The sequence below is a fragment of the Mesorhizobium sp. B3-1-6 genome (assembly GCF_006439555.1).
GTDB lineage: Bacteria > Pseudomonadota > Alphaproteobacteria > Rhizobiales > Rhizobiaceae > Mesorhizobium.
This window is the reverse complement of sequence record NZ_VFTM01000045.1, coordinates 1-14,460: the sequence shown is the minus strand read 5'-3', so window position 1 is coordinate 14,460 and position 14,460 is coordinate 1. Positions and strand designations below refer to the sequence as shown.

Here is a 14,460-nt window from a genome sequence, read left to right as displayed (position 1 = left end):
GCTGCATTTCGGCCGCAAGCGTCTCGCTTTGGTGGATCGACAATGCCGATCGAGGAAATGGGGCCATGCATCGATGCGGCCTCGAAGCGAAGCTGAGGGTTGGTAATGGCCGAAGTGATTGATGGAAAGAGCGTTGCCGAGGACGTGGTTTCGAAGGTCAAGGCTCTGACCGCGGAGCTGTCGGCCAAGGGAGTCACCAAGCCCGGCCTTGCCGTGGTGATCGTCGGTGAAGATCCGGCAAGCCAGGTCTATGTCGCCTCGAAATCGCGCACCGCCAAGGAATGCGGCTTCCATTCGCTCCAGCATACGCTGCCGGCCGATTCCACCGAGGAACAATTGCTGAAGATCATCGGCGACCTCAATACCGACAAGTCGATCCACGGCATCCTCGTGCAGCTGCCGCTTCCCGGCCATATCGACGCCGGCAAGGTGATCCAGACGATTGCGCCGGAAAAGGATGTCGACGGCTTCCATTTCATCAATGTCGGCAAGCTCGGCACCGGCGAGCTCGAGACGGCCTTCGTGCCCTGCACGCCGGCAGGCTCGATGCTTCTGATCGAGCGTGTGCGCGGCAAGGACCTGTCCGGTCTCAACGCCGTCGTCGTCGGCCGCTCCAACATCGTCGGCAAGCCGATGGCCAATCTGCTGCTCGCCGCCAACTGCACGGTCACCATTGCCCACAGCCGGACCAAAGACCTGCCGGCGCTGGCCCGCACCGCCGACATCCTGGTCGCCGCCGTCGGCCGTCCGGAGATGGTCAAGGGCGATTGGGTGAAGCCCGGCGCTACCGTGATCGACGTCGGGATCAATCGCATCCCGGCGCCCGAAAAGGGCGAGGGCAAGAGCCGCCTGGTCGGCGACGTCGCCTATGCCGAGGCGGCCAAGGTCGCGGGCGCCATCACCCCGGTCCCCGGTGGCGTCGGGCCGATGACCATTGCCATGCTGATGGCGAACACTGTAGCTTCCGCCTACCTCGCGGCCGGGCTGAAGCGGCCGTCCTTCTGATTTTGAGAAAGCCTTTGCATTGCCGAACCTGATTGCTCCCGTTGAACGGCCGATCACGAACGATCCCGTTCAGGGCGGCCGTCAGTTCGGTTTTCTGCTGGTCGACAAATTCTCGATGTTCTCGCTGGCGGCGGCTATCGACTGCTTCCGCTCGGCGAACCGCCTGCTCGGCCGCGATTTCTACGGCTGGACGACGATTTCGGCCGATGGCGACGCGGTGATGGCCTCGAACGGCCTGCCGCTGAAGATCGACTATTCGGTCGCCGACATGCCGCCGGTCGACATCCTGTTCGTCTCGGTCGGGCTCACCACCGAATTCCCCGGCAAGAGCAAGGTGCTGGCGGCGCTGCGCAGCTGGGGCCGGCGCGGCAACGCGCTGGGCGCGCTTTCGGTCGGCTCCTATCTCTTGGCCGAGGCCGGACAGCTCGACGGCTACCGCTGCACGATCCATTGGGAGAACCGCGCCGGCTTCATGGAGCGTTTCCCCGACATCAACTGCACCGGCAATGTCTTCGAGATCGACCGCAAGCGCTACACCTGCGCCGGCGGCACCACCTCGATCGACCTGATGCTGGAGATCGTGCGCGGCGATTTCGGCTCCAACCTCGCCAACGGCGTCGCCAACCAGTTCCAGCACGAGCGCATCCGCTCGGCCGGCGACCGCCAGCGCGTCGGACCGGAGCGCGACCTCACCGGAAAGTCGGAAAAGCTCAGGCGCATCGTCGAATTGATGGCCGACCATCTCGACGAGCCGCTGTCGGCGGTGCAGCTTGCCAAGTCGGCGGGGCTGTCGGTGCGCCAGGTCGAGCGCCTGTTCCTGCGCCATTTGAGCGTGACGCCTGGCCGCTACTATATGCGGCTGCGGCTCGAACGCGCGCGCGAATTGCTGCGCCAGACCAACATGCCGATCCTCGACGTGGCGATCGCCACCGGCTTCACCTCGCATTCCTATTTCGCGCAGAGCTACCGGCTGCAGTTCGGCCGTCCGCCATCGGAAGAGCGGCGCACCACTTATTGAGTGACTTCGCCGGCCATCGGACTTGTCTCCGAATGCCGCGTCAAATAGCTTTCGCAACGCGGACGAGGGCTACTCTCAGGAGATTTCCATGGCGGGACTGATACGGAGCGTCGCTGCGGCGCTCCTGCTTTTGTCGATGACCAGTTTCGGCTTTGCCGCCAACAAGGTCATCATCATCCTCGATGCATCAGGCTCGATGTGGGCCCAGATCGACGGCAAGCCGAAGCTGGAGATCGCGCGTGAATCGCTGCGAACGGTGCTGCGGTCGGTTCCGGCCGACGACGAGATCGGCTTCATGGCCTATGGCCATCGCACCAAAGGCAGCTGCGACGATATCGAGCTGATCGTGCCGCCGCAAGCCGGTTCCGCCAGCGCCATCTCGTCGGCGGCCGACAGTATGAAATTCCTCGGCAAGACGCCGCTCACGGCCGCTGTCAAGCAGGCCGCCGAGGCGCTGAAATACACCGAGGACAAGGCGACGGTGGTGCTGATCACCGACGGTCTGGAGACCTGCGGCGGCGATCCTTGCGCGCTCGGCAAGGAGCTGAAGGAAAGCGGCGTCGACTTCACCGCCGATGTCGTCGGCTTCGGCCTGACCGCCGACGAGGGCAGGCAGATCGCCTGCCTCGCCGAAAACACCGGCGGCAAATACATCCAGGCCTCCGACGAGAAAGCGCTGCAGGAAGCTCTCGTCGAAACCGTCGCGGCTCCGGCTCCCACGCCTGAACCGGCTCCGGCCCCGGCGCCTGAGCCGGCAAAGCCGGAGTTCAATTTCATGCCGAGCGTAGTGCTCGCCGAGGGCGATGATCCGATCACGGACGGCAACGTCTGGGAGGTCTACAAGGCCAAGTCCGACGGCACGCGCGGCAAATCCGTCACCACCGAATACGGCGCCTACAAGGGCAATCTGGAGCCGGGCGACTATGTCGTGGTCGCGACCGATGGACAGGCCAAGGCGGAGCAGAAGATCAAGATCGAGGCAGGCCAGGCCTACCAGCCGCTCTTCATCTTGAATGCCGGCAAGCTGATCCTTCATCCGCGGCCGAGCCCGGGGGCAGACATCGCCGGCGGCGCTATACTGGAATTCGCCTATCCGGGCGATCACACGACGACATACGGCGATACCAAGGTCATCCTCCCGGCCGGCGAGGAGAAGGTCACGGTGACGATCGGCAGCGGCACGATCACCGAAACCATTCAGCTCGCGGCCGGGCAGACGATCGAGAAGGACATGATCGTCGGCGTCGGCAAGGCCAAGGCCAACGCCTTCTACACTCAGGGCGGCGAAAAGGCCGGGGCGGACGTGTCCTGGAAGGTCTATAAGGCGGCCAAGAAGCTCGACGGCACCCGCGATCAGGTGACCTACGCCTATGGTCCCGACAGCCAGTTCGACCTGCCGCCCGGCGACTACGTGATGGGCGTCGACGTGCAGGCCGTGTCCACCGAGCAGCCTTTCAGCGTGACGGTCGGACAGATGACCGATGTCAACGTGACGCTGAATGCCGGTGTCGTGGCAGTCGAGGCGCCCGGCGCGGACGGCTTCAAGATCTTCGAGGCCAAGAAGAACATCCAGGGCGAGCGCAAGCAGGCGACCTACGCCTACGGCGAGAAGATGCAGACCACGCTTGCCGCGGGCGACTACGTGCTCGTGACCAACTTCACCACCGACAAGGCCGACAAGGAGACGCCTTTCACCATCAAGGCCGGCGAGCGCAACGAACTCACCGTTCAATAGGCGTTTCGGCCGGAACAAACAGAAAGGGCGGCTCGGAGCCGCCCTTTTCTTTTGAAGTCCGCAACGTCAGGCGTTGCCGAAAGCGGCGGCGCCATGGTCGGCGCGGCCGACCAATTGCCGGAAGCCGGCGAACAACTCACGGCCGAAGCCGAACTCGTTGCCGATGAGATCGGCTTCGGCCGTGCGGCGCAGCGCGAATTCCGTCCCCGGCACCAGCACTTCCAGCGTGCCTGCATCGGCGTCGAGCCGGATGACGTCGCCGTCATGGATCCTGGCGATCGGTCCGTCTTCGACCGCTTCCGGCGTCACATGGATCGCCGCCGGCACCTTGCCGGAGGCGCCCGACATGCGCCCGTCGGTGACCAGCGCCACGCGCTGGCCGCGATCCTGCAGGATGCCGAGCACCGTGGTCAACTTGTGCAGTTCCGGCATGCCGTTGGCCTTCGGGCCCTGGAAACGGATGACGGCGATGAAATCGCCGGTCAGCGTACCGGCCTTGAAGGCGTCGTTCAGCGCCTGCTGGCTGTCGAACACCTTTGCCGGCGCCTCGATGACACGGCGTTCCGGTTTCACGGCAGAGGTCTTGATCACGGCGTGACCGAGATTGCCGCCCAGCACTTTCAGGCCGCCCGTCGGTTGGAACGCCTTCTTGCACGGCGCCAGCACCTTCTCGTCGCCGCTCTGCGAAGGTGCTGCCTCGCGCACGACACTGCCGTCGTCGCCAAGCCGCGCCTCGACGGCGTAGGGCCGCAGGCCTTCGCCCCACACCGTCTGCACATCCTCGTGCAACAGGCCTTCGTCGAGCAGTTCGCGGATCAGGAAGCCGAGCCCGCCAGCGGCATGGAAATGGTTCACGTCGGCAAGCCCGTTCGGATAGACGCGCGCCAAGAGCGGCACGGCCTCCGACAGGTCGGAAATGTCCTGCCAGGTCAGCGCGATGCCCGCGGCGGCGGCCATCGCGATCAGATGGATCGTGTGGTTGGTCGAGCCGCCGGTGGCGTGCAGGCCGACGACGCCGTTGACGATCGAGCGCTCGTCGATCATGCGCCCGACCGGCGTATAGGCGTTGCCGAGCGCGGTGATCGCCAGCGCCCGCTTCGCCGCTTCCCTCGTCAGCGCGTCGCGCAGCGGCGTGCCGGGATTGACGAAGGAGGCGCCGGGTGTGTGTAGGCCCATGATCTCCATCAGCATCTGGTTGGAATTGGCTGTGCCGTAGAAGGTGCAGGTGCCCGGCCCGTGATAGGATTTGGACTCGGCCTCGAGCAGTTCGGCGCGGCCGACCTTGCCTTCGGCATAAAGCTGGCGGATCTTGGCCTTCTCGTCATTCGCGAGGCCCGTCGTCATCGGACCGGCGGGGATGAAGACGGCAGGCAGATGGCCGAAGGTGAGCGCCGCGATCACCAGCCCGGGCACGATCTTGTCGCACACGCCCAGGAACACGGCCGCGTCGAACATGTTGTGCGACAGGCCTATCGCCGCAGCCATGGCGATCACGTCGCGCGAGAACAGCGACAGCTCCATGCCGGGCTGGCCTTGCGTGACGCCGTCGCACATCGCCGGCACGCCGCCGGCGACTTGAGCAATGCCGCCCGCTTCCCGCGCGGCTTCCTTGATCAGCGCCGGGAACGTCTCGAAGGGCTGATGCGCCGACAGCATGTCGTTGTAGGAGGTGATGATGCCGAGGTTCGGCACGCGGTCGCCGCCGAGCGCGATCTTTTCGGACGGGCTGCACACGGCAAAGCCGTGGGCGAGGTTGCCGCAGCCCAGCACCGCGCGGTTGGCGGTACGGTTGGAAGCCTCCGCGATGCGGCCGAGATAGGTTTCGCGGCCGGCTTTCGAACGTTGGCGGATGCGTTCCGTGATGGCTTCGATATCGCGTCTGGCTGTCATGGTCCGTCCTTTCGAGCCCGGCAACGTCCTCCCAGCGCCGTCGGGCCGTCATGTTGCAATCAGGGTGCCCAGAACACCTCTATTGGTCTCGGCGCCGCCTCGAGCACTCTGCGGATGGGCTTCTCGGTGCCAGGACCCATTGCGCCGTTGAACGCGGCGCGCTTGTCCTCGCCTTCGATATGGAGCGCGACGAAGCCGGCGGCGACGATGCGCGCCATCGACAGCGTCAGCCGCGGCTCGCCGCCGCTCGCCGCGTGCACCGGCAGCACGATCCGCCGCGAGGCAGGGTCGAGCAATTCCTCAAGGTTGCCGGCATCGGGAAAGAACGAGGCGGTATGGCCGTCGCCGCCCATGCCGAGGATCACCACGTCGAGCGGCCAGGGCAGCGCCTGCAGTGCTTCGCTGTCCGCCGCGGCTGCGTCCTCGATGCTTGCCGCCTCATGGTAGAGCGGCACGAAGCGTGCCGCGGCTGCCTTGTTCTGGAGCAGGTTCGCCGCCACCAGCCCGGCATTCGAGCGCGGCGAGGACGGCGGCACGAAGCGCTCGTCGACCAGCGTCGCGATGACCTTGTCCCAAGCGATCGGCGCGGTCGACAGCGCGGCGAAGAGCTTCGCCGGCGTGGTGCCGCCGGACACGGCGAGCAGCGCGGCGCCGCGTTCCGAGATGGCACCGCTCAGCCGGTCGGCAATCTGCCCGGCAAGCGCCGTCGCCAGGTCCTGGCGATCGGCAAAGCCGTTCCAGCCGTAACGGACTTCGCTCAATTGCTCTCGTGCCATGTCCGTCCGTCACGTTCGATCAAGGCAATCGAGGCCGACGGCCCCCAGGTTCCGGCCGTGTAGCCCTGAGCTTCCTGCCTGGCGCTTTCCCAGGCGTTCTGGATCGGGTCGATCCACTTCCAGGCCGCTTCGACCTCGTCGCGGCGCATGAACAGGGTCTGGTTGCCGCGCACCACATCCATGATCAGTCGCTCATACGCGTCCGGCGCGCGTCCCTGGAAGGACTGCGCGAAGCTCATGTCGAGCGAGATTTGGCGCAGCCGCATGCCGCCCGGTCCCGGGTCCTTGATCATGATGTACTGCTTGACGCCTTCGTCCGGCTGCAGCCGGATCACCAGTTGGTTGGCGAAGATCGGCCCGGCGCTCTCGCCGAAGATCGAATAGGGGATCGGCTTGAACTCAATGACGATTTCCGAGACGCGGGTGGCGAGCCGCTTGCCGGTCCTCAGGTAGAACGGAACTCCGGCCCAGCGCCAGTTGCCGATCTCGGCCTTGATGGCGACGAAGGTCTCGGTGTTGCTGTCCTTGCCGAGCTCCTCGACGTAGCCCTTGACCGGACCGCCCGCCGAGGCGCCGGCGCGATACTGGCCGCGCACCGTGTGCTTGGGCGCCTCATTGCCGTTGATGCGCTTCAGCGCCCTCAGCACCTTCAGCTTCTCGTCGCGGACGGCGTCGGCGTCCATCGACGACGGCGTCTCCATGGCGACCAGGCAGAGCAACTGAAGCATATGGTTCTGCACCATGTCGCGCAGCGCACCCGCCTTGTCGTAGTAGGTTACGCGATCCTCGAGTCCCACTGTTTCGGCGACCGTGATCTGGACATGGTCGATCTGGGCCGAGTTCCATAACGGCTCGTAAAGCGCGTTGGCAAAGCGCAGCGCCATCAGGTTCTGGACCGTTTCCTTGCCGAGATAGTGATCGATGCGGAAGATCTGGCTTTCGTGGAAATCGTCACCCACCGCGTCATTGAGCGCCCGCGCCGAGGTGAGGTCGCGGCCGATCGGCTTCTCCAGCACGATGCGCGAGCTCGGCGTGATCAGCTTGTGCTCCTTGAGCTGGTGCGAAATGTCGCCGAACAGCGCCGGCGCCACCGCGAGGTAGAAGGCGCGGATGCGGTCGCTGTCGCCGATTGCCTTCTTGAGTTTGTCGAAGCCGGTGCCGGTCGTCGCGTCCGCCGAGACATAGGAAAGCCTGGCCAGGAAGCTCTCCAGCTCCTTGGCGTCGATATCGGACGGCTTCACATGCTGCGATATCGCCTTCTTGGCGAAGGCTTGGAATTCGGCATCGGTCATTTTGGCGCGCGAGGTGCCGATGATGCGCGTCGGCTCGGAGAACTGATGGCCGCACTGGCGATAGTAGAGCGATGGCAGGAGCTTGCGTTCCGACAGGTCGCCGGTGCCGCCGAAGATGATGAAGTCGAAGGGATCGACAGGGATGATCTGGCTGGTCATGGTCAGTCCGATTTGATGCCGGGCGCCGGCAGCGTGGTTGGTATATTCTAATCGATTTAAATTTTCCAGTGCCATGGTGTCACATGCGAGGACCAATCGCTTGCACTTGCATCGGTCCACATGTTTCCCGACACTCACGCCGCCGGCAGGCCCGTCGGGCAAGCCATGGCTTCCGGAAGCGTTCGCGGCTGCAGCATAGAACGCGAATGTGACGAAAGCTAAGGGAGATGTAGCCTGGCTCGCGGTGGGCCGGGCGGCAGGTGGAAAAGTCGCGTCAAGCTGCGGAATCCAATGAGCGGGAAAAGCATGCGTCTGGAAAACAAGGTCGCCGTCATCACCGGTGCCGCGTCGGGCTTCGGCGAAGGCATGGCCAAGCGCTTTGCCGAAGAGGGCGCGCGCGTGGTCGTCGCCGACCTCAACGCCAAGGGCGCCGAGCGGGTGGCCGAAGAGATCGGCGAGAGCGCGATCTGGACCCAGACCGACGTTTCCCTGCGCTCCGAATTCGACGAGATGATCTATGCCGCGAAGAGCGCTTTCGGCCGCATCGACATCATGGTCAACAATGCGGGCTTCACCCATCGCAACGGCGACATGCTCGGCGTCGATGAGGAAACCTTCGACCTGATCACCGCGGTCAACATGAAGGCGATCTATCACGCGGCGCTTGCCGTCGTGCCGATCATGGACCGGCAGGGAGGCGGCGTCATCCTGACCACGGCCTCGACGGCCGGGCTTCGGCCGAGGCCAGGCCTGACCTGGTACAACGCCTCCAAGGGCTGGGCGATCACCGCCACCAAGTCGATGGCGGTCGAACTGGCGCCGAAGAACATCCGCGTCAACTGCCTCTGCCCGGTCGCCGGCGAGACCGGCATGCTGGAGAAGTTCATGGGCGCCGACACGCCGGAGATCCGCGAGAAATTCCGCGCCTCGATCCCGCTCGGCCGGCTCTCGACGCCGCTCGATATCGCCAACGCGGCGCTGTGGCTCGCCTCGGATGAAGCCGCCTTCATCACCGGCGTGGCGCTGGAGGTCGACGGCGGCCGCTGCATCTGAGCCGCTTCAGGTGGCGCATGGCAGCTTTATGCGCGGTCAAGCCGAGTCCCATTTGACTTCATGGTCCGTCAAAACGATAACGGATCGGAGTAGGGGAATTGGCGCGTGGTTAAGGTCAGGCTGCGTGAAATTCGCAATGATCTGGGCTGGCGATTGCGTCGCTATCGGGCAAACCGTGCGCGTGCCCAAAGCAAGGCTGTCTTCATCGGGATAACCGGCAGTTCCGGCAAATCGACGGCAACCAGCTTGCTTGGGCATATCCTGGCCGGTCACGGCACGGTCCATACGCAAGTTCTGGCCAACACGCTCAACGCACTGGTCCGCACGCTCTACAAGCGCATGAAACGCGCGGGCGAAGTCGACTACGTCGTCTTCGAAGCCGGCGCGTATGAGCCCGGTTCGATCCGAGGCATGGCGCAAATGCTGAAGCCGGACGTCGCGCTCGTGACGATGATCCGGCTGGAGCATGTCGGCAAGTTCAGGACGCTGGAAGCTGTTGCGCGGGAAAAACGGGCGCTGGTCGATGCGTTGGAGCCCGGCGGACTCGCGATCTTGAACGCCGACGACCCGCATGTGCTTGACATGGCTTCGGGCGCAAGGTGCCGCGTCGCGACTTTCGGTCAGTCCGAGGCCGCGGACTATCGTGTAACAGCCATCCATGCCGCCTATCCGGACCTGCTCAGATTTTCGCTTCGATGGCACGGTGGCGACATACACATGCAGACACCATTCCCCGGCGAGCACTTCTGGCTGCCGGCAGCCGCCGCCGTCGTCACGGCGCTGGAACTTGGTGCTCCACCGGAGAAAATCGCCGCAAGGACCGCATCCTTCGAACCTCTGGCCAACCGCTGCACGGTGCTGGTGACCGATCGGGGTCCACAGTTCATCGTCGATGCTGCCAAAGCGCCCTGGCATTCGCTGAACATTGCGTTCGAGATGATGGCCAAAGCGACGGCCGTTCGTAAACGGATCGTCGTCGGACAGATTTCCGACTACACCGGTTCGTCGAGAAAGTATGGCACTGCTTACGGTATCGCGCGCGACGTCGCCGACGAGGTCATCTATACCGGCGACAATGCCCACCGCTCACGCGCCAGTCAGGCCGACCGCGACAGCGGCCGTTTCGTGGAGCTTCGCACCCCGAAGGAAGTCTCCGATCACATCAAGCAGACCGCCGTCCCCGGAGAACTGATCCTGCTGAAGAGCTCATCCAATCTTCATCTGGAGAGGATCGCGCTGGCCTGGACGCACGACATCAGGTGCTGGATTCCGGCGTGCGGCAAGAAAGAGGCCTGCCAGACTTGCGGCCTCTACGAAGTGCCGTTCGAAGACCACAAGTCCTTCATCGCGGATCTCAGGCTTGAGCGCAGGAAAGGTCGGCTCGGGCGGCTGCTTGGCGGATTGGGCCTTATGCGCCGGTCTTGATGTAGCTTTTGTAGACCCAGCCGTGCTTGCCGTTATAGACGATCTCGCACCATTTCTTACAATTCATCACCTGCACCGATGCCTTGGCCGGCACCGTGGCGATTGCGGCGGCACCTTTCTTCGGGCCTGAGCGCATGGTCACCGCCCTCAAGACGCGCCCGTTTGCGGCCGCGCTGGCTCTTTGAGCTTTCGGCTCAGGCTGTGCCGAGCTGTCCGTTGCTGCCGGTTGCGGATCTGGAACCTGCGGCTTGGCTTCGGGAATGGCGGCGGTTTGGGCGCCGTCCATCGTGTCGCCCGGCTTCTTCGCTGCCGCTGCTGTCTCGCTGGCGGAACCGGCGACCTGCGACAGCGCGTCCGAAGCGTCGTTCTCGGCATCGGCCTCGGCAAAGGCCGTATCGGTCGATTGCGCGGGGGCCACGTCGGCGGCCTGCTTGAATGGAGCTGGCTGGTTGTCGGCCGGGGCAGGTGGCGTCTTGGCATCGGAAGCCGTCCAGCGAGGGTTGTTTGATGCCAAGGCCGGAATGTTGGCTTCGCGGGCCGCCGTCGTGGGCGTTACCGCATCCCCCTTGCGCGCGGCCTGCGGCGCCGTCGCCACAGTGACCGCCGCTGCCGCCGGAGCGACTTTCGTGGTCTTCACCGGAATTGTCGGAACGATCTGCGCGGCATTTGCCGCAGTCACTTGCCGGTCACTGCCCGGAACGCACAGCCACAGCGCCACCGCGGCCACGCCGAGCAGCGCGGCGGTGCCGACCGCTGCAATGACCAGATGCGCATTCGACTGTACCTTCTGCCAGAAGGATGGCCGTACGTTATAGCCGAACTGCATTGTAAAGCGCTGCCGTTCCGGCGCGCCGAAACTGAAGGGCTCGTTCACTCAAACCACCTCCAACAAGCGGGCCGACGTTCTTTCGATCATTGCCGTAACGATCGGCATCGGTCCCGAAATCTTTGCGGGCAGGCCCGCGAAATCCCCGGATTTTCGCCCATAATTGCATCTTTTACTGCTGATTATGGCATGAGTGAGCCAATTTGCGAAATTCTGCGCGCCTGTTAAGGCTTCCACAACCTGCCGCGTGGAGGCCGCCAGCCTCGAATCGGCGGCTTCGGCTGGCCTGCCGGCTTCAAATCCTGTCGCGTAGCGCGAACCAGTTCAGCGCCAGGAACAAGAGCGGCGCCCGCAAACGCCGACCGCCCGGGAAGGCGGGAATTTTCAGATCCTCGATCAATTTCAAGCGGTCGCGATTGCCGGCAACGGTCTCGGCATAGAGCTTGCCGAAGAAGTTCGACAGCATGACCCCGTGGCCGGAATAGCCGCCCATCGAAATCACCTTCGGCATCACCTCGCGCACGAACGGCTTTCTCGGCACCGTGATGCCGACATAGCCGCCCCAGCCATGCGTGATCTCGACATCCTTGAGGTCCGGGTAAAGCTCGGCGATCTGCCTGCGGATGTGGATATGGATGTCCTTCGGATCGTTGACGGCATAGACCTCGCGGCCGCCGAACAGGAGCCGTCCGTCCTTCGACTTGCGGAAATAGCGCACCACGAAGCGGGAATCGTCGACCGACTCGCCGCCCGGCAGCACCTTGGAGGCGGCGCCGAGCGGCACGGTCGCGCCGATGAAGGAGCCGATCGGCATGATGTGAGCCGCGCTCACCGGCTCCAGGTTGCCGCCATAGGCGTTGACCCCGATCAGGCATCTGTCGGCTGCGATCGTGCCCCTGGGCGTCGTGACCGTCACCTTGCCGCCATTGGAAGCGATGCCGGTGGACGGCGTCTGCTCGAAGAGATGCGCGCCGGAGGCCGCAGCCACTCTCGCCGTGCCGATCACCAGCTTCAGCGGATGGATGTGTCCGGTGCCGATGTCGCGGGCGCCGCCGAAGTAGCGCGTCGAGCCGAGCCGCTCCGCTGTCTCCGCCGCGTCCATGAAGCTGACATGCGGGTAGCCGAAGCGGTTCGCCATGATCTCGGCGTGGCGCTTGTAGTCGTCGACATAGCGCCGCTTGTGCGCCACCGAAAGCTGACCCGGCATATAGTCGATGTCGATGGCGTTGGCGGCAGCGAAGTCCAGAAGATGCGCTTTGGCTTCTTCCGCCATGTCGAACAGCGCCCTGGCGCGCGAGAGACCGTATTCGGCCTCCAACTCCTCCGCCCAGGCGCGCTGGCCGGTGCCGAGCTGGCCGCCATTGCGCCCCGACGCGCCGTCGCCGAAGCGATAGGCCTCGATCAGCACGACATTCGCGCCGGCTTTGGCGAGATGCGCGGCTGCCGAGAGGCCAGTGAAGCCGCCGCCAATAATGACGACGTCACATTGGCGATCACCATCTAGCGAAGGGTATTCGGGCCGAGGCCCGGCCGTATCCTCGTACCACGAGCGGCCCGGGGAAATGGGAGACTGATAGGGCATGATCAGTGCCCTATACGTTCAACAAGAGATACTCCCGCTCCCACGGGCTGATCACTTCCATGAAGGTCTCGAACTCGGCGCGCTTGATCGCGGTGTAGGTGGCGGCGAAGGATTTGCCCAGGATGGCGCCGAGCTCCTTATCGTCCTCGAACAGGCCGACGGCCTCCAGAAGACCACGCGGCAGGTCGATTTCATCCGCGTTGGCGGTCGTCAGCACCGGCGGTTCCGCCTTGATCTTGTTGCTCATGCCGACCAGCCCGCATGCAAGCGAGGCCGCCAGCGCCAGATAGGGGTTGGCGTCGGAGGACGGGATGCGGTTTTCAACGCGTCGCGCCGCCGGATCCGAGCGCGGCACGCGGAAGGCGGTGGTGCGGTTGTCATAGCCCCATTTGTTGTTGACCGGCGCCGAAGCCTGCTGCGTCAGCCGGCGATAGGAATTGACGTAAGGCGCGAACATCACCAGCGCGTTCGGCACATGCTTCTGCATGCCGCCGATGAAGTGGAAGAACGCATCGGTTTCCGAGCCGTCCTCGGCCGAAAAGATGTTCCTGCCGGTCTTCTTGTCGACGACCGACTGGTGGATATGCATGGCCGAGCCCGGCTGCCCCTGGATCGGCTTTGCCATGAAGGTGGCATAGATCTCGTGCTTCAGCGCCGCCTCGCGGATGGTGCGCTTGAACATGAAGACCTGGTCGGCGAGCTCGATCGGATTGCCGTGGCGCAGATTGATCTCGAGCTGGCCGGCGCCTTCCTCATGGATCAGCGTGTCGATCTCCAGGCCTTGCCGTTCCGAGAAATGGTAGATGTCGTCGATCAGTTCGTCGAATTCGTTGACGCCGGCGATCGAATAGCCGGCGCCGCCGCCGATCGGCCGTCCCGAACGTCCGACCGGCGGCGTCAGTGGATAGTCCGGATCGGGGTTCTTGCGCACCAGGTAGAATTCGATCTCGGGCGCCACCACCGGTCTCAACCCGCGCTCGTCATAGGCGGCCAGCACGCGCTTCAGCACGTTGCGGGGCGTGAACTCGACCGAGCGGCCGTCCTGGTGAACGAGATCGCAGATGACCGCGGCCGTCGGATCCTCTTCCCAAGGCACGACGGTCAGCGTCGAAAGATCGGGCAGCAGCTTCAGGTCGCCGTCGTCCTCGGGATAATGGAAGCCGTTGCCGTCCTCGGGATAGCCGCCGGAGATCGTCGTCATGAACACGGCCGAAGGCAGCGCCAGCGAGGTGTTGGAAGTGAATTTCTTGGACGGCATCATCTTGCCGCGGGCGACGCCCGCCTGGTCGGGCGTGATGCACTCGATGTCCTCGATGCCGCGCCATTCGAGCCAGGCGCTGGCTTCCTTCCAGTTCTTCACACCACGCTGGTTTTTCAGGAATGCAGGCGTGCGGGCGCGTCCCCCCCGGCTTGACGGACGGACTTCCTTTTTTTCAGGCGGCATCATTCACCAGATTGTGTTGCGGATTTCGAACTATAGCCGGGCGCTACGGGGAAAGGGAAGGGGAGGCGGTTTACGCGAGTTCTCGAAGCGCCATGACGAGCTGGATCGGATCGCTGTCCTGGGAGCTTTCCAGGATACGCTCCAGCTCGCCTTTCCACGAATTCAGCATGCACCCCAGCTAGGCGGTGGTGACGATTTAACTATTTGAGCCAGATGGCGATAGCGGCGAGTTTGACGAAGCCCATGAAGTTGGCG

General features: G+C 64.3%; 11 protein-coding genes. 5 read left to right on the top strand and 6 right to left on the bottom strand.

The genetic code is table 11. The annotated features are described in order from the left end of the window. Positions 1–105: 105 nt before the first annotated feature. The 3 genes from folD to FJ414_RS28565 all read left to right on the top strand — a co-directional run bounded on the left by folD (position 106) and on the right by FJ414_RS28565 (position 3,758). Positions 106–1,005, top strand: coding sequence for a bifunctional methylenetetrahydrofolate dehydrogenase/methenyltetrahydrofolate cyclohydrolase FolD (gene folD, locus FJ414_RS28575; RefSeq protein ID WP_140647710.1), 900 nt, complete (start codon positions 106–108; stop codon positions 1,003–1,005). Positions 1,006–1,024: 19 nt separating this feature from the next. Continuing rightward, entirely contained in the window at positions 1,025–2,023 is a 999-nt protein-coding gene (locus tag FJ414_RS28570; protein ID WP_140647709.1) for a GlxA family transcriptional regulator, read from the top strand. 88 nt (positions 2,024–2,111) lie between these two features. Next, complete coding sequence (locus tag FJ414_RS28565) at positions 2,112–3,758, top strand: VWA domain-containing protein (protein ID WP_140647708.1); 1,647 nt, start codon at positions 2,112–2,114, stop codon at positions 3,756–3,758. Between the two features lie 66 nt (positions 3,759–3,824). Here FJ414_RS28565 and edd read toward each other — a convergent pair whose 3' ends face one another. The 3 genes from edd to zwf are packed head-to-tail and all read right to left on the bottom strand — an operon-like array spanning position 3,825 to position 7,875. Continuing rightward, positions 3,825–5,648, bottom strand: a complete 1,824-nt coding sequence (gene edd / locus FJ414_RS28560; RefSeq protein WP_140647707.1) for a phosphogluconate dehydratase — start codon at positions 5,646–5,648, stop codon at positions 3,825–3,827. A 59-nt stretch (positions 5,649–5,707) separates the two neighbouring features. Then, a complete protein-coding gene (pgl, locus tag FJ414_RS28555) occupies positions 5,708–6,424 on the bottom strand; it encodes a 6-phosphogluconolactonase (RefSeq protein WP_140647706.1) in 717 nt (238 codons plus the stop codon). Then, on the bottom strand, positions 6,406–7,875 hold the full coding sequence (gene zwf / locus FJ414_RS28550) for a glucose-6-phosphate dehydrogenase (RefSeq protein WP_140647705.1): 1,470 nt from the start codon (positions 7,873–7,875) through the stop codon (positions 6,406–6,408). Before zwf ends, pgl begins: the two co-directional genes overlap by 19 nt. A gap of 306 nt (positions 7,876–8,181) precedes the next feature. Here zwf and FJ414_RS28545 point away from each other — a divergent pair, with 306 nt between their 5' ends. Together FJ414_RS28545 and FJ414_RS28540 are read left to right on the top strand one after the other, a co-directional pair. Further along, positions 8,182–8,928, top strand: coding sequence for an SDR family oxidoreductase (locus FJ414_RS28545; RefSeq protein WP_140647704.1), 747 nt, complete (start codon positions 8,182–8,184; stop codon positions 8,926–8,928). A gap of 105 nt (positions 8,929–9,033) precedes the next feature. Further along, positions 9,034–10,353: a Mur ligase family protein gene (locus FJ414_RS28540; protein ID WP_140647703.1), complete on the top strand. Its 1,320-nt coding sequence runs from the start codon at positions 9,034–9,036 to the stop codon at positions 10,351–10,353. Here the strand turns inward: FJ414_RS28540 and FJ414_RS28535 are convergent. From FJ414_RS28535 to FJ414_RS28525, 3 genes are all read right to left on the bottom strand, one after another. Then, positions 10,337–11,227: an SH3 domain-containing protein gene (locus FJ414_RS28535; RefSeq protein ID WP_140647702.1), complete on the bottom strand. Its 891-nt coding sequence runs from the start codon at positions 11,225–11,227 to the stop codon at positions 10,337–10,339. The two genes, FJ414_RS28540 and FJ414_RS28535, sit on opposite strands and share 17 nt — an antisense overlap. Positions 11,228–11,474: 247 nt before the next feature. Beyond that, complete coding sequence (locus FJ414_RS28530; RefSeq protein WP_140647701.1) at positions 11,475–12,761, bottom strand: FAD-binding oxidoreductase; 1,287 nt, start codon at positions 12,759–12,761, stop codon at positions 11,475–11,477. 10 nt (positions 12,762–12,771) lie between these two features. Next, positions 12,772–14,205 carry a glutamine synthetase family protein gene (locus tag FJ414_RS28525; protein WP_140647700.1) on the bottom strand — a complete coding sequence of 478 codons (1,434 nt, stop codon included), beginning with the start codon at positions 14,203–14,205 and terminating at the stop codon, positions 12,772–12,774. Positions 14,206–14,460 lie beyond the last annotated feature (255 nt).